This is a genomic window from Nocardioides sp. GCM10030259 (assembly GCF_042666375.1).
In the GTDB taxonomy this organism is placed as follows: domain Bacteria; phylum Actinomycetota; class Actinomycetes; order Propionibacteriales; family Nocardioidaceae; genus Nocardioides.
In genome coordinates, this window is sequence record NZ_JBHTDF010000005.1 from 20,458 (window position 1) to 42,580 (window position 22,123).

19 protein-coding genes are annotated in these 22,123 nt (G+C 72.8%); 6 read left to right on the plus strand and 13 right to left on the minus strand.

The features are described 5' to 3' along the window. Positions 1-4: 4 nt before the first annotated feature. Together ACFQQI_RS04625 and ACFQQI_RS04630 are read left to right on the plus strand one after the other, a co-directional pair. A complete protein-coding gene (locus tag ACFQQI_RS04625) occupies positions 5-211 on the plus strand; it encodes a hypothetical protein (protein ID WP_378558644.1) in 207 nt (68 codons plus the stop codon). Between the two features lie 48 nt (positions 212-259). Beyond that, on the plus strand, positions 260-1,117 hold the full coding sequence (locus tag ACFQQI_RS04630; RefSeq protein ID WP_378558647.1) for a DUF3097 domain-containing protein: 858 nt from the start codon (positions 260-262) through the stop codon (positions 1,115-1,117). Positions 1,118-1,228: 111 nt separating this feature from the next. Here ACFQQI_RS04630 and ACFQQI_RS04635 read toward each other — a convergent pair whose 3' ends face one another. From ACFQQI_RS04635 to ACFQQI_RS04670, 8 genes are all read right to left on the minus strand, one after another. Beyond that, complete coding sequence (locus tag ACFQQI_RS04635) at positions 1,229-1,666, minus strand: TM2 domain-containing protein (RefSeq protein WP_378558649.1); 438 nt, start codon at positions 1,664-1,666, stop codon at positions 1,229-1,231. Between the two features lie 18 nt (positions 1,667-1,684). Next, positions 1,685-2,911: a radical SAM family heme chaperone HemW gene (gene hemW, locus ACFQQI_RS04640; RefSeq protein WP_378558652.1), complete on the minus strand. Its 1,227-nt coding sequence runs from the start codon at positions 2,909-2,911 to the stop codon at positions 1,685-1,687. A 51-nt stretch (positions 2,912-2,962) separates the two neighbouring features. After that, a complete protein-coding gene (locus ACFQQI_RS04645; RefSeq protein WP_378558655.1) occupies positions 2,963-3,817 on the minus strand; it encodes a 3,4-dioxygenase subunit beta in 855 nt (284 codons plus the stop codon). Between the two features lie 43 nt (positions 3,818-3,860). Continuing rightward, positions 3,861-7,265, minus strand: a complete 3,405-nt coding sequence (locus ACFQQI_RS04650) for an error-prone DNA polymerase (protein WP_378559863.1) — start codon at positions 7,263-7,265, stop codon at positions 3,861-3,863. After that, the gene (locus tag ACFQQI_RS04655) at positions 7,265-8,782 is read right to left on the minus strand and encodes a DNA polymerase Y family protein (RefSeq protein WP_378559866.1); all 1,518 of its coding nucleotides are present in this window, start codon (positions 8,780-8,782) and stop codon (positions 7,265-7,267) included. Before ACFQQI_RS04655 ends, ACFQQI_RS04650 begins: the two co-directional genes overlap by 1 nt. Before the next feature lie 10 nt (positions 8,783-8,792). Then, complete coding sequence (locus ACFQQI_RS04660) at positions 8,793-9,482, minus strand: hypothetical protein (protein WP_378558658.1); 690 nt, start codon at positions 9,480-9,482, stop codon at positions 8,793-8,795. Positions 9,483-9,707: 225 nt separating this feature from the next. After that, entirely contained in the window at positions 9,708-11,543 is a 1,836-nt protein-coding gene (locus tag ACFQQI_RS04665) for an AMP-dependent synthetase/ligase (RefSeq protein ID WP_378558661.1), read from the minus strand. Between the two features lie 121 nt (positions 11,544-11,664). Continuing rightward, positions 11,665-12,585, minus strand: coding sequence for an aminoglycoside phosphotransferase family protein (locus tag ACFQQI_RS04670; protein WP_378558663.1), 921 nt, complete (start codon positions 12,583-12,585; stop codon positions 11,665-11,667). A 70-nt stretch (positions 12,586-12,655) separates the two neighbouring features. On the opposite strand from ACFQQI_RS04670, the gene ACFQQI_RS04675 reads away from it, so the two are divergent. Together ACFQQI_RS04675 and ACFQQI_RS04680 are read left to right on the plus strand one after the other, a co-directional pair. Then, positions 12,656-13,108, plus strand: coding sequence for a hypothetical protein (locus ACFQQI_RS04675; RefSeq protein WP_378558666.1), 453 nt, complete (start codon positions 12,656-12,658; stop codon positions 13,106-13,108). After that, the gene (locus ACFQQI_RS04680) at positions 13,105-13,407 is read left to right on the plus strand and encodes a transcriptional regulator (RefSeq protein ID WP_378558669.1); all 303 of its coding nucleotides are present in this window, start codon (positions 13,105-13,107) and stop codon (positions 13,405-13,407) included. Before ACFQQI_RS04675 ends, ACFQQI_RS04680 begins: the two co-directional genes overlap by 4 nt. 6 nt (positions 13,408-13,413) lie before the next feature. Here the strand turns inward: ACFQQI_RS04680 and lepA are convergent, their stop codons facing one another. After that, positions 13,414-15,276, minus strand: coding sequence for a translation elongation factor 4 (gene lepA / locus ACFQQI_RS04685; RefSeq protein WP_378558672.1), 1,863 nt, complete (start codon positions 15,274-15,276; stop codon positions 13,414-13,416). 140 nt (positions 15,277-15,416) lie between these two features. On the opposite strand from lepA, the gene ACFQQI_RS04690 reads away from it, so the two are divergent. Both ACFQQI_RS04690 and rpsT read left to right on the plus strand, forming a co-directional pair. Next, a complete protein-coding gene (locus ACFQQI_RS04690) occupies positions 15,417-16,382 on the plus strand; it encodes a phosphotransferase family protein (protein ID WP_378558675.1) in 966 nt (321 codons plus the stop codon). Positions 16,383-16,526: 144 nt separating this feature from the next. After that, the gene (gene rpsT / locus ACFQQI_RS04695; RefSeq protein ID WP_378558678.1) at positions 16,527-16,787 is read left to right on the plus strand and encodes a 30S ribosomal protein S20; all 261 of its coding nucleotides are present in this window, start codon (positions 16,527-16,529) and stop codon (positions 16,785-16,787) included. A gap of 61 nt (positions 16,788-16,848) precedes the next feature. Here the strand turns inward: rpsT and holA are convergent, their stop codons facing one another. From holA to ACFQQI_RS04715, 4 genes are all read right to left on the minus strand, one after another. Further along, on the minus strand, positions 16,849-17,841 hold the full coding sequence (gene holA / locus ACFQQI_RS04700) for a DNA polymerase III subunit delta (protein WP_378558681.1): 993 nt from the start codon (positions 17,839-17,841) through the stop codon (positions 16,849-16,851). Between the two features lie 41 nt (positions 17,842-17,882). Next, positions 17,883-20,246, minus strand: coding sequence for a ComEC/Rec2 family competence protein (locus ACFQQI_RS04705; protein ID WP_378558683.1), 2,364 nt, complete (start codon positions 20,244-20,246; stop codon positions 17,883-17,885). Between the two features lies 1 nt (position 20,247). Next, positions 20,248-21,144 (minus strand): helix-hairpin-helix domain-containing protein, encoded by an 897-nt coding sequence (locus tag ACFQQI_RS04710; protein WP_378558685.1) that lies wholly within the window; start codon positions 21,142-21,144, stop codon positions 20,248-20,250. A gap of 96 nt (positions 21,145-21,240) precedes the next feature. After that, positions 21,241-22,092, minus strand: a complete 852-nt coding sequence (locus tag ACFQQI_RS04715; RefSeq protein ID WP_378558687.1) for a DegV family protein — start codon at positions 22,090-22,092, stop codon at positions 21,241-21,243. Positions 22,093-22,123: the final 31 nt, after the last annotated feature.

The following is a 22,123-nucleotide window of genomic DNA, read 5'->3' on the forward strand; positions in this document are numbered from 1 at the left end:
GGGCATGAGCAACCACGAGGACGAGACCGACGCGGGGATCACCGACGAGGAGCTGCCCGAGGAGCTCCAGCCGACCGACGACAACCCGCTGGCCCAGGAGCTCGACGACGACGAGGCGAAGTCCGCCGAGGAGCTGGACATGCATGGCGGCAAGACGCCGGAGCAGTCGACCAAACGTGACAATGACGACGATCCGGGCGACGAGGACTGACGGCGCGCCACCCCGGGACTGTCGGCGGTCCCGCCTAGCGTGAGGCGGGTGACCCCCGCAGACCGTTACGGCAGTGACGTCCTGGCCGGCGACTGGCGCGCCCCGAAGCGCGGCCGCGCCGTCGAGGCGCCGGCGCAGATCGGCGCCGTGGTCGAGGAGGTCACCACCGACTGGGTCGGCGAGATCGTCGCCGTCGACCGCGACCTGCACACCGTCACCCTCGAGGACCGGCGCAACAAGCGGCGCACGTTCCCGCTCGGGCCGGGCTTCCTGCTCGAGGGGCGGCCGGTGATCCTCACCGCTCCGGTGCGCCAGGGCGCGCCGGCCCGCCCGACCCACACGGCGTCGGGCTCGATCGCGGTGCACGACGCGAAGGCCCGGGTGGCGCGGGCCAGCCGGATCTTCGTCGAGGGCCGCCACGACGCCGAGCTCGTCGAGAAGGTCTGGGGCGACGACCTGCGCATCGAGGGGGTGGCGGTCGAGTTCCTCGGCGGTGTCGACGACCTCGCCGCCGAGCTCCGCGACTTCCGCCCGGGCCCCGACCGCAAGGTCGGCGTGCTGGTCGACCACCTGGTGCCGGGCTCGAAGGAGAGCCGGATCGCGCAGGGCATCACCAAGTCCCCGATCGGCCAGCACGTGCTGATCGTCGGCCACCCGTTCATCGACATCTGGGCCGCGGTCCGGCCCGACCGGCTGGGGCTGCAGCGCTGGCCCGACGTACCCCGCCACATCGAGTGGAAGAAGGGCGTCTGCCAGCAGCTCGGCTGGCCGCACCGCGACCAGGCCGACATCGCCCGCGCGTGGAAGCAGATCCTCGGGCGGGTCTCGTCGTACCAGGACCTCGAGCCGGCCCTGCTCGGCCGGGTCGAGGAGCTGATCGACTTCGTCACCGCCAGCTCGGACTGAGCCTGCGAAGGACGAGCGTCAGGCGGTGAGGTTGAGGGGCTCGGCTCAGGCCGAGCCTGCGAGGGCTGAGCGAGCCGTCTCGAAACCCAGTCGTCGTCCCGGTCCCATTGTCTAGCTCCGCAGCGGGTAGCCGTTTGCGTCCTTGCTGTCGGTGGCGAGGATGATGATGCCGTCGATGAACGGCCACAGCGCGCCGATGCCGCAGGTGAAGATCGTGACCACCAGCTGCCAGACACCGATCTTGGTGTCGCCGATGTAGAAGCGGCCGATGCCCAGCGGGATCAGGATCTGCAGCAGGCCGGCGACCAGCTTCTGCTTGTCGGAGAACGGCAGGCCGGTCCTCGGGTCCACGCCGTACGGCGCCTGCGGGCTCACGCCGTACGGGCCGACGGGGTAGCCGGGCTGGGGGTAGCCCTGCTGGGGATAGCCCTGCCCGGGGTAGCCCTGCGGGCCCGGCTGCGGTTGCGGCGGCGGCGCGCCGTACGGCGGCGGCGCGGGCTGCTCCTGCGGCGGCGGGTTGTGGTCCTGGTCGTCCGGGCCCTGGGTCATGGCGTCACCCTAGTGCCGTCAGGGCAGCAGGTCGCGGACCACGGCGTCGGCGAGCAGCCGGCCCTGGCGGGTCGGCACCAGCCGCTCCGCGTGCCGGGTCAGCAGCCCCTCGTCGACGAGCCGCGCGACGGCGGAGCGGCCGCTCGCGTCGAGGACGTGCACGGGCAGCCCGTCACGCAGGCGCAGCTCGAGCAGCACCCGCTCCACCCGGCGGCTCTCGTCGTCGAGGACCTCCCGGGCGTGGGCCGGCGTGACGCCGCGGGCGATGCGCTCGGCGTACGCCGCTGGGTGCTTGACGTTCCACCAGCGCACGCCGCCGACGTGGGAGTGGGCGCCGGGGCCGATGCCCCACCAGTCGCCGCCGGTCCAGTAGAGGAGGTTGTGGCGGCAGCGGCTGGCCTCGCCCCTCGCCCAGTTGGAGACCTCGTACCACTCCAGCCCGGCCGACCCGAGGCGCTCGTCGACGAGGAGGTACTTGTCGGCGAGGTCGTCGTCCTCCGGCATCGGCAGCTCGCCGCGCTTGACCCGGCGGGCGAGGGCGGTGCCCTCCTCGACGATGAGCGAGTACGCCGAGACATGGTCCGGCCGGCAGGCGAGCGCGGCCTCGACGCTGGTCTCCCAGTCCGCGACCGACTCCCCCGGCGTGCCGTAGATGAGGTCGAGGCTGACCTGCTCGAAGCCGGCCTGGCGGGCCCAGTCGACGACGGCCGGGACTCGCAGCGGGTCGTGGGTGCGCTCGAGGACCTTCAGCACGTGGTCGACCGCGGACTGCATGCCGAAGGAGATCCGGTTGAAGCCCGCCCCGCGCAGCGCCTCGAGGTCCCAGTACGCGACGCTGTCGGGGTTGGACTCCGCCGTCACCTCGACGTCCTCGGCCAGCCCGAACTCGCCCGCGATCGCCGCCACGATCGCCCCGAGGTCGCCGGTGCTCAGCAGCGTCGGCGTGCCGCCGCCGAAGAAGATCGTGCGGACCGGCAGGTCGGCGTCGCCGAGCGCGCGGCGGGCGCGGCGTACCTCCGCGATCGCGGCCTCGGCGTACGTCGCCCGGCTCGCCCCCGGCGCCCCACCGGCCGGTCCGAGCTCCTCGGCCGTGTAGGTGTTGAAGTCGCAGTAGCCGCAGCGCACCGTGCAGAAGGGCACGTGGACATAGATCCCGAACGGACGCTCCCCGAGCCCCTCCACAGCGCTCCCCGGCAGCGCCCCGTCCTCAGGTACCGGATCACCGGCGGGCAGGGCTGACGGCACACGGACATCCTCCCACCAGGTCGAGTCGGGAGTTCCGCCGGTCGATTCGACCTAGACCGGGACGTTGAGGGAGATCGTGTAGCCGTCGTCGACGGAGCCGGTGACGGTCGCCATCTGGAGGGAGTGGCCGTCGGAGAAGACCATGTCGGTGTCGAGGCCGACGCCGGCGAGGTTGGTGACCGACTGCTGGTAGCCCTCCGAGGCGTAGACGGTGTCGCAGACGTCCTGGGGCAGCGCGAGCTGGGAGGTGCGCAGCTTGTTGGTGTACGTCGTGGCGTCGGCGAGCGACTGGTAGACCTCGAAGTGCATGTGCGGCCAGCGGCCGTCGTAGCAGGCCGGGAAGATGCTCGTGAAGGTCACCCGGCCGGAGTCGTCGGTCTCCTGGACGCCGCGCAGGTAGTTCTCGTCCTTGATCTCGTCGTCGTACATCGAGTAGCGGCCGTCGCGGTCGCAGTGCCACAGGTAGACCGCGGCGCCGGCGAGCGCGGTCGCATCCGCGCCGTTCAGGTCGTAGACCTTCAGCTCGATCGTGATCGGGACGCCCTCGGCGACACCGGACGCCGAGCCGAACGACGTGGTGAGGTCACTGCGCACCACGCCGGACTCGGTGAGGACGTTGACGCCGTTGGACCCGTCGCCGGGGTAGGGGCCGGCCGTCTCCTCGGGGATCTCACCCTCCGCGACGTCGACCGACGACTCGGCACCGCCACCGCCGGGGCCGCCACCCTGCGGCGGCGTCGGCTGCGACGAGGTGGACGAGGTGGACGTCGGCTCGTCGGTCCCGCACCCGACGGCGACGGCCGCGATGCCGACGGCGCCGAACATGCTGAGCAGGCCGCGGCGTCCGAGGATCCGCGGGAGGTCGTGGGAGAGGCCGAGGTCGTGCTCTTCTCGTTCGTCGGTCATGGGGACATCACACTCCGAGGACCTGAGCGGTTGCTGTGGGGCGTCAGTGGAAGTCCCGTGAGCGGTGCCGGGACCGGAGCGCCCGGCCGGCCGACGGGTGCACCTCCTCGAGAGGCGCGAGCCGGTCGGCGACCAGGTTGGTGACACCGTCCTGGCGCTCCAGCACCCCGCGGATCACCATGCCCGCCGAGCTCGCGGCCACCTGCCGGTAGCGCCGCCACAGCCCGGCCGTGCAGATCACGTTGAGCATGCCGGTCTCGTCCTCGAGGTTGAGGAACGTGACCCCACCGGCGGTGCCCGGCCGCTGCCGGTGGGTGACCAGCCCAGCGACGTGGATCCTGCGGCCCGGCTCGGCGGTCGCGGTATCGGCGACCGAGCGGATCCCCGCCGCGCTCAGCGCCTCGCGCAGCAGCCCGACCGGGTGGTCGTCGGGCGTGATGCCGGTGGCCCACAGGTCGGCCATCGTCGTCTCGACGACGTCCATGTCGGGCAGCATCGGGGCGTCCGCGGTGACCCGGACGCCGGGCAGGTGCTCCTCTCCCTCGGTCCAGCCGGCGTTCCACAGCGCCTGGCGGCGCGACACCCCGAACGACTCGTCGAACACCCCCGCCGTCGCGAGGGCCTCCAGCTGCCGGGCGTCCAGGCCGGCGCGGCGGGACAGGTCGGCCTGGTCGGTGAACGGCCGCTCCGCGCGGGCCGCCACGATCCGCTCGGCCACCGCCTTGCCGATGCCGCGGACCGAGTCGAGACCCAGCCGTACGGCGTACGCCGTGTCGCGACGGTGCTCCGGCGTGGGGTCGGGGGTGCCGGGCACCCACGCTGTGCGGGACCCGTCGTGGAGGCAGGCGTCGAGACCCGTCGGTCCCCGGTCGGAGCCGAGCGGCTCGAGGTCGGCCAGCGCGGCGGAGCGCGCCAGGTCGGGCCGCAGCACCTCGACGCCGTGGCGGCGGGCGTCGTGGGTCAGCGACTGCGGCGAGTAGAACCCCATCGGCTGGTTGCGCAGCAGCGCCGCCAGGAACGCCCCCGGGTAGTGCAGCTTGCACCACGAGCTCGCGTAGACGAGCTTGGCGAAGGAGAGCGCGTGGCTCTCCGCGAAGCCGAAGTTCGCGAAGGACAGGATCTTCAGGTAGATCGCGTCGGCCTCGTCGCCCACCAGGCCCTTGGCACGCATGCCGGCGTAGAGCTTCTCCTTGATCGACTCGATCCGCTCGACACCGCGCTTGGAGCCCATCGCCCGGCGCAGCAGGTCGGCCTCGTCGCGCGAGCAGTCGCCGAGCACCCGCGCCATGTCCATCAGCTGCTCCTGGAAGAGGGGTACGCCGAGGGTGCGCCCGAGCACCGGCTCCAGCATCGGGTGGGCGTAGGTGACCTCCTCGCGACCGGTCGCGCGGCGTACGTAGGGGTGCACGGCGCCGCCCTGGATCGGTCCGGGACGGATCAGCGCGATCTCGATGGCGAGGTCGTAGAACGCGCGCGGCTGGAGCCGCGGCAGCGTGCCGATCTGCGCGCGACTCTCGACCTGGAACACCCCGACCGAGTCGGCGCGGCAGAGCATGTCGTAGACCGCGGACTCCTCCTTGGGGATCGTCTCGAGCTCCCAGTGCTCGCCCAGGTGCTCCTCGACGATCCGCATCATGTGGTCGAGCGCGCCGAGCATGCCGAGGCCGAGCAGGTCGAACTTCACCAGCCCCATGAACTCGCAGGCGTCCTTGTCCCACTGCAGCACCGTGCGCTTCTCCATCCGCGCCCGCTCGATCGGCACGACCTCGCCGATCGGCCGCTCGGTGAGCACCATCCCGCCGGAGTGGATGCCGAGGTGCCGCGGCGCCCCGAGGAACTCGTTGGCGAGCTCGACCACCGGCCTGGGTACGCCGTGGTCGCCGTCGGCAGCGACCTTCGTCCAGCTGGTGATCTGCTTGGACCATGCGTCCTGCTGGCCCGGCGAGTGGCCCAGCGCCTTGGCGGCGTCGCGGACCGCCATCTTGGGGCGGTAGCCGACGACGTTCGCGACCTGCGCGGCGTTGTGGCGGCCGTACTTGTCGTAGACCCACTGGATCACCTCCTCGCGCCGGTCGGAGTCGAAGTCGACGTCGATGTCGGGCTCCTCGTCGCGGTGCTCGGAGATGAACCGCTCGAACGGCAGCCGGTAGAAGACCGGGTCGATCGCGGTGATGCCGAGCGCGAAGCAGACCGCCGAGCTGGCGGCCGATCCCCTGCCCTGGCAGAGGATTCCCTTCGACCGCGCGAACTCCACGATGTCGTGGACGATCACGAAGTAGCCGGCGAAGTCCTTCTCCTCGATCACCTTCAGCTCGTGGTCGACCTTGGCCCGCGCCTCCGCCTCGAGCTCGGTGCCGGCGTAGCGCTGCGCGAACCCGCGCTCGGTCAGCTCCCGCAGCCAGCTGATCTGGGTGTGGCCGGGCGGGACCGACTTGGGCAGCCGGGGCGTCGCCTTCTGCAGGTCGAACGCGACCTGGTCGGCGAGCTCGACCGATCTGGCCACCGCACCGGGATAGCGGGCGAACCGCCGCGCCATCTCCTCCCCCGACCGCAGGCAGGCACCGCCGGAGGCCGGCAGCCAGCCGTCCATCTCGGCCAGGCTGCGCCGGGCCCGCACCGCCGCCATCGCCCCGGCCAGCCGGTGGCGGTCGGGGGTGGCGTGGTGGACGTTGTTGGTCGCCACCACCGGTAGCCCGCGCTCCGCGGCGATCGCGGCGAGCAGGTCGTTGTGGCGGCTGTCGGTCGGGTGACCGTGGTCGGTCAGCTCCACCGCGACGTGCTCGCGGCCGAAGAGCCCGACGAGCCGATCGAGCTCGTTGGCGGCGTACGACGGTCCGCCCCCTGGTCCATCCCGTGTAAGCGCCTGCCGGACCGCGCCCTTGCGGCAGCCGGTGAGGACCAGCCAGTGCCCCTCGGCTCGCTCGGCCAGCTCGCGCTCGTCGTAGTGGGGTCTGCCCTTCTCGTCACCCCGGAGCTGGGCGTCGGTGATCGCGCCGGCCAGCCGGTGGTAGCCCTCGACCCCGCGGGCGAGCACCAGCAGGTGGCTGCCCTCGGGGTCGGCGACGCCGTTCTGCGGTCGGGTCAGCCCGAGGGAGAGCTCGGAGCCGTAGATCGTGCTGATGCCGCCGTGCAGCTGGGCGGTCTCGGCGAAGAGCGGCGCGCCGTAGAACCCGTCGTGGTCGGTGATCGCCAGCGCGTGCAGCCCGAGCCGGATCGCCTCCAGCACCAGGTGGTCGGGTCCGCTCGCGCCATCGAGGAAGCTGAAGTTGGAGTGGCAGTGCAGCTCGGCGTACGGCGTGACCCACCCGGCCGGCCGCTCGACCTCGACCTTCTCGCGCTTGCGCTTGCGCTGCGAGATCGGAGCCTCGGGGTCCTGGGGCGTGGTGAGCCGTCCGGAGAGCCGCTTCTCCAACTCGCCCCAGGAGATGTTCGGGTTGCTCCAGCCCATCAGTCGTACGCAGCTTCCGTCCACCAGGAGTCCGGCGACTCCCACGTCATCAGCCACGCCCGACCGTCGACACCGACCACCTGGAAGCGGGCGACCCTCCGCGGGCTCGCCTCCCACCACAGCTCCTCGACCGGCCACGGACCCGCCCAGGCGGCGACCGGCTGCCAGTCGCCGGGCTCCGGCCGGAAGCGCGCCGGCTCGCCGAGCACCGCGCCCCGGTCGTCGACCGCGACCGGGCGACCGCCGGAGCCGACGACCTCGGCCGGCCACGGCGTGGCCAGCACCCGGGCGGGCGCGGGCGGCGGGATCGACCCCGGCCACGGGTGGCTCGCCGGGCGCAGCCCGGTCGGCTTCTCGCCCCACGGCACCAGCGCCTGCCGGTCCGCGGGCGCCCGGCCACCCTGGAGCACCGGCTGGACGACCGCCTCGTGGCCGAGCATGCCCTGCACCCGGGCGATGCCGCGCTGCACCCGCTCGTCGGTGCCGCCCCACAGCCCGTCGGCGTGCACGGCGTCGGGCACCACCGTCACCGGCGTGAACAGCACCCGGCTCACCGGGGCGCGGACCTCCCCGGCCCTGAACCCACCTTGGAGCTGCCAGTGCAGCCGGTCGACCAGGTCCGCGGCGGTGAACCAGCGCGGGTGCAGCCAGTGCCGTGACGACACCACGTCGTCCGAGCCCTCGACGTACGCATCGATCCGCACCTCGGTGCACACCAGCTGCTGGGCGGCCAGACCGGCGACGACCCGGTCGGCGGTCTGGCGGGCGCTGAACGTGATCGTCTCGGCGTTGTCGAGCGGCGGCTCGAAGTCGACGTGGCGGGCGAGCTCGGGTGGTGGGGTGCGGGTGGCGAGGGGCACGGCGCCGGCGCCGCCCACGACCCGGTGCACCCACGCGACCCGCGGCCCGAGCCGGTCACGGACCGCTGCCGCCGGCAGGTCCGCCAGCTCGCCGAGGGTGCGCAGGCCCAGTCGGCGCAGCAGGCTGACCGCATCGGCGTCGTCGATCGCCTCGACCGGCAGCTCGCGCAGGAACGGCACCGACTCCCCCGGCGCGATCACGCGGCAGTCCTGCGACGACGCCTGGCGGGCAGCCTGCTCGGCGGTGAACAGCTCGTCGGCCACGCCCATCCGGGAGTCCCAGACGCCGAGCTCGACCAGGCGCTCGGCGAGCAGCGCCGCCGCGGTCGTCTCGCCGCCGCGGACCCGCCGGGGCGAGCGCAGCGCGGCCAGCCCCGGGCGCAGTGGCGCGACCCCGGGGTGCTGCTCCTCGACCGCGGCGAGCACCGTCTCGAAGGTCCGGGAGTCCCGTTCCGGGGTGGCCTGGAAGACCTCCAGCTCGGGGCAGCGCGCCTGCGCGTCGCGGCGCCTCATGCCACGGCGTACGCCGAAGGAGCGGGCGGCCGCGTTGCCCGACTGCACGAGGTTGGCGTGGAAGACCGCCGCCGGGAGGTGGGTGGGCAGCCCCTCGTCGGCCAGTGCGGCGACCACCGGCCAGTCCGGGCACCAGACGACCATCACGCGCACCTCATGCAACTCCCTCCACGGGAGCGGCGACGGGAGCCACCTGCTCGACGGGCCGGTAGGTCTGGTCCTCGGCGGGGAACCACAGCGCTCCGCGACGCGGCGGCGCCGAGCCGCGATGGGCCTCGACGAGGATGCGCCGGGAGCGGAGGTGGCCGTCGCCCTGCCCGACCCCGCCCCAGGCGGGGTCGCGGGTGGTCAGCCGCACCTCGCTGCGCGGCCACTCCCCCCACGCCACCAGTGCGGCGCCACGCTTGCGGAGCCGAGCGGCGAGCTTCTCCGCGGCCTGGGGCGCCACCCTGCCGGTGGGCCGGACGAGCACGACGGTCGTCACGTCGACCAGGGCTGCGGTGACCTCCAGCCACTGGTCACCCGGGTCGGGCACCAGCACGGTGCGCCCGAGGTCGACCCCGAGCGCCGCGGCCGCCTCGGCCCCGAAGTCGGCGACGCCCACCGCCGCGCACCAGCCACCTGCCCGCGACGGGCCGGCCAGCAGCGCCAGGGCCAGCGTCGCGCTGTCGACGGAGTACGCCGCGCCGGCCCGCAGCTGCACCAGCCCCGCGAGCGCGGGGTGGGTCTCGAGCGGCATCGCCGACGGCGTACTCTCCTGCAACCGCGAGATCCGGGTCCGCAGCTGCTGGATCTGGTCCACCGCCTGGGCGGCGGCGCCGGGGGTGTCGATGCGTGGTGCCACACCCCATCATCGAACATCTGTTCGAACGGGTCAACCGAGACGCGTCAGCGGATCGGCTATTGGTGGTCGTTTCGACAGGCTCAACGCAAGGAGCAAGCGGCGCGACTGAGCTTGCGAAGTCGCGACCCGCGTGTCGAGACCCGGCGAGATGACGCAGGGCGGCGACCACGATGGCCACCGCCCTGCGTCACTTCCGGGGTCTCGACAAGCTCGACCACCGGCTCGCTAACTGTAGAAGCTCTCGATCAACGCCTTGTTGCGCTCCTCCACGACGTTGCGCTTGACCTTCATCGAGGGGGTCAGCTCGCCCGACTCGATGGTGAGGTCGTGGTCGAGGATCTTCCACTTCTTGATGGTCTCCCACCGGTTGAGCTTGCCGTTGAGCTCGTCGATGTACTCCCCGACCATCTTCTGGACCGCGTCGGAGCTCACGATGTCGGTGTACGACGCGCCGGCCATGCCGTTCTCCTCTGCCCAGGCCGCCATCGCGTCGGGGTCGAGGGTGACCAGCGCCGAGACGAAGTTGCGCTCGTTGCCGAAGACCAGGAACTGGCTGACGTAGGGGCAGATCGCCTTGAACTTCGACTCGATCGCCGGCGGCGCGACGTACTTGCCGCCGGAGGTCTTGAAGAGCTCCTTGATCCGGCCGGTGATCGTCAGGAAGCCGTCGGCGTCGAGGCTGCCCTTGTCGCCGGTGTGCAGCCAGCCGTCGTCGGTCAGCGTCTTCGCGGTCTCCTCGGGGAGGTTGTGGTAGCCGGCCATGATGTGCGGGCCGCGCAGCATGACCTCGTCGTTCTCCCCGATCTTGACCTCGGCGCCCGGCAGCGCGGGGCCGACCGTGCCCATCTTGTAGTCGTCGGGGTGGTTGACCGTGGCGCCCGCGGCGTTCTCGGTCATGCCGTAGCCCTCGAGGATGAGGATGCCGGCGGCGTGGAACCACGCGCCGATCTCGGGGTTGAGCGCCGCCGAGCCGGAGATGAAGAAGCGCACCCGGCCGCCGAAGCGCTCGCGCACCTTGCTGAAGACCAGCTTGTCGAAGAGGCCGTGCTGGAGGTTGAGCAGGAACGGCACCGACTTGCCCTGCCGCTTGAGCTCGTCGACCTTCAGCCCGACCTCGAAGGCCTTCTTGAAGATCTTCTCCTTCGCACCGCCCTCGGCCGCCTGCATCGTGACGATGCGCGCGTAGGCCTTCTCGAAGATGCGCGGGGCCGCGCCCATGAACGTCGGCTTCACCACGCCCAGGTTGTCGACGATCTTGTCGACGCGGCCGTCGATCGCGGTCGCGAAGCCGCAGGCGAGCTGGGCCGAGAGCAGCACCTTGCCGAACGAGTGCGCCATCGGCAGCCACAGGAACTGCAGGTCGCGCTCGTCGAGGATGTTCTGCACCTGGATCGCCGTGCCCTCGTAGACCCACGACCTGTGCAGCAGCCGCACGCCCTTCGGGCGGCCGGTCGTGCCGGACGTGTAGATCAGCGTCGCGAGCTGGTCGGGAGCGATCGCCTTCGCGGTCTCCTCGATGATGCCGGGGTGCTCGGCGAGGTATGCGTCGCCCAGCTTCGCGAGGTCGTCGAGACCGATGATCCAGTCGCCGTCGGCCTTCCCGTCGAAGGTGACGACCTTGCTGACGTGGGGCAGCTCGGCCTTGTTGGCCGTGAGCTTGGCGATCTGCTCGTCGTCCTCCGCGAAGACGACGCGGCACTCGGCGTCCGCGAGGATGTACGTCGTGTCCTCGGCGTTGGTCGTGGGGTAGACGGTGGTCGTCGCGCCGGCGGCGCACATGATCGCCAGGTCGGCGAGGATCCACTCGTAGCGGGTGGCCGAGGCGATGCCGACGCGCTGCTCGGACTCGATGCCGAGGGAGAGCAGGCCGGCCGCCAGGCGCTCGACGATGTCACCGGCCTGGCGCCAGGTGACGGACTCCCAGGTCTCCCCACGGGGGAAGCGGAACGCCTCGTGGTCGGCGGAGGCTGCGACGCGGTCGAGGAACTGCACCGCGAAGTTCTGGGTCAGGTTGTCGACGAAGGTCGGGTCGACGGGCGTGGCACTGGCCTGGGCTGACATCTCACTCCTGCTGGGCTGCCGAGAAAGGGCATGGGGAAATGGTTGCCGAGTAACCTAGATCACTTTCGCAACTCGCGGGTAGCAAGAGTGAGTTTCCTCGCTCCGAGGTTTCTCCGCACCCTCAGTCCTGCACCGACTTCGCGATCGTCAGGCACATGGTCAGGTAGTCGTCGGTCTCCGTCCCGCTGCCGGTCCCGGACGGGTCCTGGAGCCACCACAGCGCGTTGCAGAGCATCCGGAGCACCACCATGTCGCGGGCCCGTCGCTCGTCCAGCCCGGCCACATCGACCAGGGTGTGGAACCGGAGCCGGACGCCGTCGCGGACGCTCCGCGGACCGGCGGTCAGCTCCTCCCAGCGGTTCCAGAGCATCGGCGCGACCTCGTAGTGCGGGTCCCCGCTCAACGGCTTGGGATCGATGGCCAGCCAGGGCTCCCGGTCCGCCGCGAGCACGTTCTCGTAGTGGAGGTCGGAGTGGATCATCCGGCCGTCGGTGCCGGCGTCCGCCGCGAGGTCGCGGCCGATCGACGCCGCCTGCTCGACGAGACGTCGGGGCAGCGGCGCGTCCCTCGGCAGGGCGGCCAGCTCCTCGGACCACCGCCGCACGCACGAGGACAGCGTCGTCAGCTGGGGCGGGGCGGGCAGGTGCAGCCGCTGGTACAGACCTCCGACGACCTCGCAGGCCTCGATGTCCCACAGCTCCGTCAGGTCCTCGCGGTGCAGCCGCTCGAGCAGCAACGTGAACCGGCGCGGGTCGGCGCGCAGCAGCTGCACCGCGCCGCGGCCGCGCCAGTGCTGCAGAGCCAGGTGCTCGTGCTCGGCCTCCCAGTGCGGCCACCCGACCTTGAGGACGGCGGGCCGCCCCGAGCCCGTCCGCACCGGTACGACGACCGCGCACTGCCCGTGGCCGGCCTCGCCGTCCACGGTCAGCTCCCACTCCTCCAGCAGGTCGCGCAGCAGGCCGGGAAGCCGGTCGAGCCAGTCGGCGAAGTCCGACCCGCGCGCGGCGTACGCCATGAACGTCTCGGGGAGCGTGATCGACACGTTCCCATCCCACCAGACCGAACCAGCCCGATCACTTGCCGATCCGGAAAGCATTCGATAACTTTCCGTCATGGAAAGCGACGAGATCCGCAGGACCCTGCGCAAGGCCGACCGCGCGGAGGCCGCGCCCTGGATCGACTACCCGCCGACGCCGCGGTGGTACCCGTTCGCGGTGGGCACCTGGGCCGCCCTGCTCACCCTCGTGCTCGCGGAGCTGGAGGACGCGACCCGGATGGCGGGCGCCGTCGGTCTGATCGCGATCGAGCTCGCCTTCCTGCGCTGGTACGTCGGCTACCGCGGCGGCGTGATGCCGACCGGCTCGGCGCCGCGCGAGTTCCGGGCCGCGATCCTCTGCTTCGTCCTCACAGCGGCAGCGATCGTCCTCGGCGCCACGGCCCTCGTCGCGAACGTCGCCACGTGGGCGGCCGTGGTCTTCGTCCTGGTCGCGGTCACCCTCGGCATCGGGTGGTACGAGCGCGTCTACGCCGGCGCCGCCGCCCGCGCCCGGACCCGGCTGGCATGAGCGCCCTCGACGGGCTCGACCCCGCCCTCACGGCGCCGAAGCGGCTCGCGGCGATGGCGCTGCTGACCCGGGCCACCGCGGCGGACTTCGCCGTGCTGCGCGACCACCTCGACGTGAGCGAGTCCGACCTGTCGAAGCAGATGTCCGCGCTGGTCACCGCCGGCTACGTCACCGTCCGCAAGAACGGTCGCGGTCGCGGCAGCGCCACGACGTACCAGGCGACCCGTGAGGGCAGGAAGGCCTACGCCCGCCACCGGGCGGCGCTCGAGGCGATCCTCGAGGGCACGGTCACGACCTGAGGACCGTCACTTCTTGGGCTTCTCGGAGGGCTGCGTGGTCGACAGGGCAGCGACGAAGGCCTCCGGCGGCACCTCGACCGTGCCGATGTTCTTCATCCGCTTCTTGCCGGCCTTCTGCTTCTCGAGCAGCTTCCGCTTGCGGGTGATGTCACCGCCGTAGCACTTGGCGAGCACGTCCTTGCGGATCGCCCGGATGTTCTCCCGGGCGATCACGCGGGCACCGATGGCGGCCTGGATCGGCACCTCGAACTGCTGCCGCGGGATCAGCTCCTTGAGCTTGCCGGCCATCATCACGCCGTACGAGTAGGCGGCCTCGCGGTGCACGATGGCCGAGAACGCGTCGACGGGCTCGCCCTGGAGCAGGACGTCGACCTTGACCAGGTCGGCGGCCTGCTCGCCCGAGCGCTCGTAGTCGAGCGAGGCGTAGCCCTTGGTGCGCGACTTCAGCTGGTCGAAGAAGTCGAAGACGATCTCGCCCATCGGCAGCGTGTAGCGCATCTCGACCCGGTCCTCGGACAGGTAGTCCATGCCCTGGAGCGAGCCGCGCTTGGTCTGGCAGAGCTCCATGATCGTGCCGATGAAGTCGCTCGGGCTCAGGATCGTCGCCTTGACGACCGGCTCGCGGACCTCGGCGATCTTGCCGTCGGGGAACTCGCTCGGGTTGGTCACCTCGACCTCGGAGCCGTCCTCCATCAGCACGCTGTAGACGACGTTCGGCGCCGTCGAGATCAGATCGAGGCCGAACTCGCGCTCCAGCCGGTCGCGGGTGATCTCCATGTGCAGCAGGCCGAGGAAGCCGCAGCGGAAGCCGAACCCGAGCGCACCGGAGGTCTCGGGCTCGTAGGTCAGCGCGGCGTCGTTGAGCTGGAGCTTCTCCAGCGCCTCGCGCAGGTCGCCGAACTGGTCGCCGTCGATCGGGTAGAGCCCGGCGTAGACCATCGGGTTGGGGTGCTTGTAGCCGCCGAGCGCCTCGGTCGCGCCGCCGTGCTGGGTGGTGACGGTGTCGCCGACCCGGGACTGGCGGACGTCCTTCACGCCGGTGATCAGGTAGCCGACCTCGCCGACGCCGACCTCACCGGCCTTCACCTGCTCGGGGCTGATCACGCCGAGCTCGAGGAGCTCGTGGGTGGCGCCGGTCGACATCATCTTGATGCGGTCGCGGTGGGTGAGCTTGCCGTCGATGACGCGCACGTAGGTGACGACGCCGCGGTAGGTGTCGTACACCGAGTCGAAGATCAGCGCGCGTGCCGGCTTGTCGGCCTCACCGACCGGCGGCGGGGTCTGCTTGACGATCTCGTTGAGCAGGGACTCGACGCCCAGGCCGGTCTTGGCACTGACCTGGAGCACCTCGCTCGGGTCGCAGCCGACCAGGCCGGCGAGCTCCGCGGCGTACTTCTCGGGGTTGGCGCTCGGCAGGTCGATCTTGTTGAGCACCGGGATGATGTGCAGGTCGGCGCCCATCGCGAGGTAGAGGTTCGCGAGCGTCTGCGCCTCGATGCCCTGGGCGGCGTCGACGAGCAGGATCGCGGCCTCGCACGCCTCGAGCGACCGGGAGACCTCGTAGGTGAAGTCGACGTGGCCCGGGGTGTCGATCATGTTGAGCACGTAGGTGCCGGGCTCGGCGTCCTGCTCGTTGCCGGCCGGGACGGTCCAGGGCATCCGGACCGCCTGGCTCTTGATCGTGATGCCGCGCTCGCGCTCGATGTCCATCCGGTCGAGGTACTGCGCCCGGGCGCTGCGCTCGTCGACCACGCCCGTCAGCTGCAGCATCCGGTCGGCCAGCGTCGACTTGCCGTGGTCGATGTGGGCGATGATGCAGAAGTTGCGGATGATCGCCGGCGGCGTGTGTCCGGGCTGCGGTGCGCTCATGATCCGGCCATTGTTCCATCGTGGGGCTCGAAAACCTCACTCGCCGGTCGCGCCTGGGGAGTTCCTCCCACCGACGCCTACGCCTGGTCGCACCCGTAACCGGTTCGCGGCACCCCGCGGCCGTGGTCGAGGATGGCGCGGTGAGCACCCCCGCCCTCCCGTCCACGATCCCGCACGGCCGCACCGCCCGCCGCCTCGAGTGGGCGCACCTGCCACCGCACGTGCGGGCGCTGGTCGAGGAGCAGTGCGGGTCGCCGGTGGTGTCGGCCGAGTCGCAGGGGGCCGGGTTCACCCCCGGCTTCGCCTCGGTGCTGGACTGCGCCGACGGCAGCCGCCACTTCGTCAAGGCCGCGTCGACGCGGGCGCAGCGGATGTTCGCCGAGGCCTACCGCGAGGAGGCCCGCAAGCTCGCGGCACTCCCCGGGGACGCGCCCGCGCCGCGGCTGCTGTGGCTCCACGACGCCGACGACTGGGTGGTGCTCGGCCTCGAGCACGTCGAGGCGCGGCAGCCGTCCCGGCCGTGGCGGCAGGCCGACCTCGACGCCTGCCTCACGCTGACCGCGCGGATGGCGGAGGCGCTCACCCCGGCGCCCGACGGGCTCGAGGCGGCGTCCTTCGTGGCCGACTTCGCCGACTGGCCGGCGTACTGGGGGAAGGTGCGCGCGGGCTCCCCCGACCTCCCCGGCCTGTCCGAACACCTCGACGAGGCCGCCGGGCTCGCCGCGAGATATGGCGAGGTCGCCGACGGCGAGACGCTCGTCCACACCGACGTCCGCGACGACAACGTGATGCTGTGCTCCGACGGCCGGGTGCTGCTCTGCGACTGGAACTGGCCCGTGCGCGGCGCCGCCTGGCTGGACACCCTCTTCCTGATGATCGGGCCGCGCGGCGACGGCCTGGACGTCGAGGCGGCGCTGGCCGCGCACCCGCTCACCGCGGAGGTCCCCGCCGAGGCGGTCGACATCGTGCTCGCGCTGGTCACCGGCTACTTCCTGCACTCCGCGGCACAGCCGGTACCGTCGTCCTCGCCGTACATCCGCGAGGTCCAGCGCTGGCAGGGCGAGGTCTGCTGGCGGTGGCTGTCCGCGCGGCGGGGCTGGTCCTGAGCGAGCTCGGGCCCTGCAACCTCTGAGATTTGGGCGCTCCCGAGCGTCGCTGCTAGCCTTGTCCGTCGCGTGTCGAGAGGCATGTCCATCGACCGCGCCCCAGACGAACCGACCGATCACACCACCATCACGAAGGCGTACCAAGTGGCGAACATCAAGTCCCAGATCAAGCGGAACAAGCAGAACGAGAAGCGGCACGAGCGCAACAAGGCCGTCAAGACCAGCCTGAAGACCGCCGTCCGCAAGTTCCGTGAGGCCGCCGCGGCCGGCGACAAGGAGACCGCGGTCAAGCTCGGTCAGGACGCCGCCAAGAAGCTCGACAAGGCCGCCTCCAAGGGCGTCATCCACAAGAACCAGGCCGCGAACCGCAAGTCCGCGATCGCCAAGAAGGCCGCCTCTCTCTGATCCTCACCGATCGGTCGTCCCGACGACCCGTCCGACTGACGTCGGGCGGGTCGTCGTCATTTCAGCGCTGGTCGCGAAGGCCCGTGACCGTGAGGACGAGGCGCTCGAGCGTGTACGAAGCGTCGCTGGCCGCGCCCTTGATGTCGGCGTCGGCCTGTGCGATGGCCCGGATGGCGCGGGCGATGCCGCCGTCGGACCAGCCGCGGGACTGGTCGCGGATCGTGCGCAGCTTCCACGGCGGGACGCCGACCTCGCGGGCCAGATCGGCATCGCGCATGCCGCGCGGCGCCGCCTTGTAGCGAGCCACCCCGCGCGCTCCCCCGGCGAACGCCGAGGTCACGAGCACCGGCGCCGTCCCGCCGTCGAGCGCCCAGCGCAGCTCCTCGAGGGCGACCGTGCGTCGTCCCCACATGGCCGCGTCGGCAACCGCGAAGGACTTCGCCTCCGCGCGGCCGCCGAAGTAGCGCTTCACGATCTCGGCCGTGAGCGTCTGGCCGTGGAAGTCGCTCGCGAGCTGGTCGGCCGCGGCCGCCAGGGAGCGCAGGTCCTGGCCGACCGCCTGGACCAGCAGGTCGGCCGCCTCCTGCTCGAGCGTGGCGCCGTGGCTGCGGGCCTCGTTGGCGACGAACGCCGGGAACTCCGACGGACGCAGCTCCGCGACCTTCACCTCGACGACCGGATCGAGCTTGCGCAGCTTGGTGAGCACCCCGGAGCCCTTGGTGCCGCCGCTGTGCATGAGCACCAGCGCGACGTCGTCGACGGGCGAGGCGGCGTAGCCGAGCAGGCCGTCGACCGACTCCTCGGGAAGGTCCTCGAGGGCGCGCACGACCACGCACCGGGTCGAGGAGAAGAGGGACGGCGCCGCCAGCTCGCCGAGCGTCGCCATCGTCAGGTCGGAGCCGCGGGTCTCCGCCATCTCCGCGTCGGCGTCGTGGCCGCGGACGGCGTCGCGCACGGTGGTGACCGTGCGCTCGCGCAGGAACTCCTCCTTGCCCGTCACCAGGGTGACGCGACCGAGGACGTCCGCCGCGCGGGGCTTCGAGGTACCTGCCATGGTGCGGACAGCCTGCCACAGCCCAAGGACACCCGACGGGGCTACCCGCCGGACGTCACGGTGGCCAGGACGCCGCCGTCGGCGACCACCGCGGCGTCGCCGTCCTGATCGGTTCGCAGCACCCGGGCGCCGGCCGCCTCGAGCGGCTCGAGAGCGTCGGGGGCGGGATGGCCGTAGTCATTGTCAGCGCCGACGGAGACCACGGCGACCCGGGCGCCGAGGGAGAGCAGCCAGTCCTCGTCCTGGTAGCGGCTGCCGTGGTGCGGCACCTTGAGCACATCGATCCGCAGCCCCGGCAGGGCTCGCGCCAGCTGCGCCTGTCCGTCAGGCTCGACGTCGCCGGTGAGCAGGATCCGCACGCCACCGACCTGTGCGAGCAGCACGACGCTCGCGTCGTTCGCGGTGCTGCCGTCGCCGGGCCCGGTCGTCGGCGCGTCCGCTGGCGGCCACAGCACCTGGAGCGACACGTCGCCGACAGCCGTGATCGCACCGTCGAACGTCGCCTGCGGCACCAGCCCCGCATCGGCCGCCGCCTGCTCGACCTGCCGCACGCCCTCGGGAGGGTCCAGCAGTCCGGTGGTGACGATCGCACCAACGGGCCGGCCGTCGAGCACGCCGGTCAGCCCGTCGACGTGGTCGGCGTGGAAGTGCGTGAGCACCACGAGCGGCACCGACCCGACGCCGAGGCGCTCGAGACAACGATCGACGGACGTCGCCTCGGGCCCGGCATCGACCACGACGGCGGCGCCGTCACCCGCGTTGAGCACCAGCGCGTCGCCCTGACCGACGTCGCACGCGACCAGCACCCAGCCGGACGGCGGCCAGCCCGGCGTCGGGGGGCGGACGGCGACGACGAGCGCCAGCAGCAGGCAGCAGCCCACCCCGGTGACCGGGTGCCGGAGCAGCACCGGACCGGCGAGTGCGATGACGACGACGAGGACCGTGAGCACCGCAAGCGCGAGCGCGCCGCTCCCCCAGTCAACCGCCGCGACGGGCAGCGCCGCCGCGCGCCCGGCCACCAGGATGATCCAGGACACGCACCAGCCGGCCAGCGTTCCGAGCAGCCGTCCGCCGGCCGGCCAGAGCAGGCCGACGAGCCCGCCGCCGAGGCCGAGCACGGTCGCCGGACCGACCACCGGCGCCACCACGAGGTTGGCCGCGACCGCGACCAGGCTCACCTGTCCGGACAGGCCGGCCACGACCGGGGTGCAGGCCAGCTGCGCCGCGGCCGGCACCGAGACGGCCTCGGCCACCCAGCGCGGGAGCCAGCGCCGGAGCGCGTCGCGCCAGACCGGCGCCAGCAGCACGATGCCGGCGGTCGCGATCACCGACAGCGCGAACCCAGCCTGCACCGCCAGCCCGGGCTGCGCGAGCAGCAGCACCACCACGGCCACGCCCAGGGCCCGGGTCCCCCGTCTGCGGCCGTCGGTCCCCATCGCGAACAACGCCACCGTGCCCATCACCGCGGCCCGGAGCACGCTGGGCTCGGTGCGGGCGAGCAGCACGAAGCCGACGATCCCGAGGGCGCCGACGACGAGCAGACCCCGTCCTCGCACCCCCGCCCACCGGGCCAGCACCAGAAGGAACCCGACGACCAATGTCAGGTTGGTCCCGGAGACCGCCAGCAGGTGGGTGAGGCCCGCGGTCCGGAAGTCCTCCGCGAGGCCCTCGTCGAGCCCGGCGTCGTCGCCGTCGACCAGGGCGGGCACCAGCGCCCGCTCGTCCGCGGGCCGGTGGGCGACGGCAGCCCGAATCGAGGCGCGCACCGCGGACGCACCGCGCCACCACAGGTCGGGCGCCGCCACGACATCGGGCGGACCGCGCGCTGCGAGCACCCCGGCCAGGTCGTGGTCGTCCGCCGGACCGAGCCGGCCGGAGGCGCGGACCCGCGACCCGAGCGGGACTTCGAGCCAGTCGGCGTCCCCGATCACGAGCACCGGCGACGCGACGGCGTACGAGGAACCGCGTCCGGTCACCTCCCGGACCTCGAGGCGGGTGACCACGGCCTCGCCGTAGCGGCCGGCGACCGGGCGCGGGTCGGAGACCAGCGTGCCGACGACCCCGATCGCCGCGCGATCGGCGGCGAGCGCGTGGACCGGGCCCTGCGCGACCTGGTCGAGGCGCAGCAGCGTGACGGTGCCGGTCGCGACGAGCACGAGCAGCGCGCCGCCGGCGGTGCGGGATGCGGTGCGGGATGCGGCGCGGCTGCGTCGCCTCCGCACGAGAGGCCAGCACACCAGGGCGCAGGCGATCGCGACCGGGACCAGCCACCACCCCGACCAGCGCGCGAGGCCGGCGCCAGCCCAGGCCGCGGCACCCAGGGCCAGCATCCGCAGGTCCGCTCCCGCGGGCCGCTCGTCGTCACCGCCGTCCACCTCACCGCCGTCCACCCCACCGCCGGCCACCTCACACCGTCACGTGCGGCGCGATCTGCGCGAGTGTCGCGTCGCCGATGCCGTCGACCTCGAGCAGCTCGTCGACGGCCGAGAACCCGCCGTGCTCGGTGCGCCAGGCGAGGATGGCCTCGGCCGTGACCGGCCCGACCTCGGGCAGCGTCTCCAGCTCGGCCTGGCCGGCCGTGTTGAGGTTGACCAGGGCACCGGACGCCGGCGCTCCGTCGGACGGGATCGCCACCGGAGCCGTCGCAGGTCGGCCGACGACGACCTGCTCGCCGTCGACGAGCAGCCGAGCCAGGTTGAGCGAGGACAGGTCGACACCGGGCCGCGCGCCGCCGGCGGCCTCGAGCGCGTCGACGACGCGTGCGCCGACATCGAGGACGACGATCCCGGGCTTGCGGACCTTGCCGGTGACGTCGACGGTCACGCCGGCCGCACCGCCGGGGGCCGTGGCGCCCGGGCTCTCGAGCGACGCGGCGGCCGCGGTCGCGTCAGCGAGCGGGGCTGCCGACGCCAGGAGCGGTCCGGGCGCCTCCAGCCGCTGCGGGTCGCCGCGCACCACCCACCACGCGGTGACGGCGAGCCCGACGGCCACCAGCACGGCGACGACCAGCAGCTGGGACGGGCCGAGCGAGATCCGGCCGCGGAGCGCGTCGGGCACCCCTCCTGGCGCTGCGCGCGCCCGTCGGGCGGCGTGCCGTCCCGGCACCGGCACGACCGGCGGGAGCGGAGGCGCCGGCTCGGGCACCGGGTCCGGCACTGCGCGCAGTGGGCGGATGCGCGTGTGCCCCTCGAGCCACGAGTCCTGCTCCGGAGGTGGGTCGGGGCGGGCGGCGTGGAGCTCGGCGGTCAGCAGCTCCAGCCGCCGCGAGGCGATCTGGTCGGCGCGGGGTCGCAGGGAGGCCATGTCGCGACGCTAGGCAGCGGGGCCGACCACCGGCGCGGTCGTCGTACGCCGCTGTGGACGGCCCGGTCGGAGCGGATCCTGTGGACGGTTCCCGGCTCAGCGGGGCGCGACGCAGACGGCGATCATCCCGGGCCCGACGTGGGCGCCGAGCACGGCGCCGAGCTCACCGCACCAGACCTCGCGCCCGGCGAGGTTCGCCGCGAGCCGCTCGCCGAGCCGGTCGGCGAGCTGCCCGGCCCGGTCCGGGTTGGCCAGGTGGGCGACGCACACGTCCACCTGGCCGTCGCCCGCGCGCTGGACGGCCAGCTCCTCGAGCCGGCCGAGCGCCCGGGCCGACGTCCGGACCCGTTCGAGCGAGGCGACCTTGCCGTCCTCGATCTGGAGCAGCGGCTTGACCGCCAGCGCGCCACCGAGCAGCGCGGCGGCGGCGCCGATCCGCCCACCCCGGCGCAGGTACTCCAGCGTGTCGACGTAGAACAGCGACGACGACGCCGACGCGCGGGCCCGCGCCGCCTCGGCCGCTTCGTCGGCGTTGCCTCCCGCGTCGACCACGTCGGCAGCGGCCAGCGCCGCGAAGCCGGTCGCGAAGCCGACCTGCCGCGTGTCGACGGGTACGACGTGCACGGACGCGTCGCGGGCGGCGAGCTGCGCCGACTCGAACGTCCCGCTCATGTCGCCGGACAGGTGCACCGACACGATCTCGGTCGCGCCGTCGCGCACCGCCTGCTCGTAGACCTCGAGCAGCGCGGCCGGACCCGGGCGGGAGGTGCTGACCGGCTTCCACTCCTTCAGGGCGGCCGCGACCAGCTCGGGCGTCGCCCCGCCGGGGGCCTCGTCGTACACGTCCGCCCCGATGACCACCTGCAGCGGGACCACGACGATCCCCCGCTTCTCCGCCAGCTCCGCAGGCAGGCTGGCGGTCGAGTCGGTGACGATCGTGACCGGCATGCCGGAGAGGTTAGACGATCACGAACGCCAG

Bases quoted from the DNA above. Each gene is read 5' to 3' on its own strand.
- holA (WP_378558681.1), bottom strand. From the start codon at position 17,841: ATGGCAGGTACCTCGAAGCCCCGCGCGGCGGACGTCCTCGGTCGCGTC.
- ACFQQI_RS04680 (WP_378558669.1), top strand. From the start codon at position 13,105: ATGAGCGCCCTCGACGGGCTCGACCCCGCCCTCACGGCGCCGAAGCGG.
- ACFQQI_RS04650 (WP_378559863.1), bottom strand. From the start codon at position 7,265: ATGGGCTGGAGCAACCCGAACATCTCCTGGGGCGAGTTGGAGAAGCGG.
- ACFQQI_RS04665 (WP_378558661.1), bottom strand. From the start codon at position 11,543: ATGTCAGCCCAGGCCAGTGCCACGCCCGTCGACCCGACCTTCGTCGAC.
- ACFQQI_RS04645 (WP_378558655.1), bottom strand. From the start codon at position 3,817: ATGACCGACGAACGAGAAGAGCACGACCTCGGCCTCTCCCACGACCTC.
- ACFQQI_RS04675 (WP_378558666.1), top strand. From the start codon at position 12,656: ATGGAAAGCGACGAGATCCGCAGGACCCTGCGCAAGGCCGACCGCGCG.
- ACFQQI_RS04625 (WP_378558644.1), top strand. From the start codon at position 5: ATGAGCAACCACGAGGACGAGACCGACGCGGGGATCACCGACGAGGAG.
- ACFQQI_RS04710 (WP_378558685.1), bottom strand. From the start codon at position 21,144: ATGGCCTCCCTGCGACCCCGCGCCGACCAGATCGCCTCGCGGCGGCTG.
- ACFQQI_RS04715 (WP_378558687.1), bottom strand. From the start codon at position 22,092: ATGCCGGTCACGATCGTCACCGACTCGACCGCCAGCCTGCCTGCGGAG.
- lepA (WP_378558672.1), bottom strand. From the start codon at position 15,276: ATGAGCGCACCGCAGCCCGGACACACGCCGCCGGCGATCATCCGCAAC.
- ACFQQI_RS04655 (WP_378559866.1), bottom strand. From the start codon at position 8,782: ATGGTCGTCTGGTGCCCGGACTGGCCGGTGGTCGCCGCACTGGCCGAC.
- ACFQQI_RS04635 (WP_378558649.1), bottom strand. From the start codon at position 1,666: ATGACCCAGGGCCCGGACGACCAGGACCACAACCCGCCGCCGCAGGAG.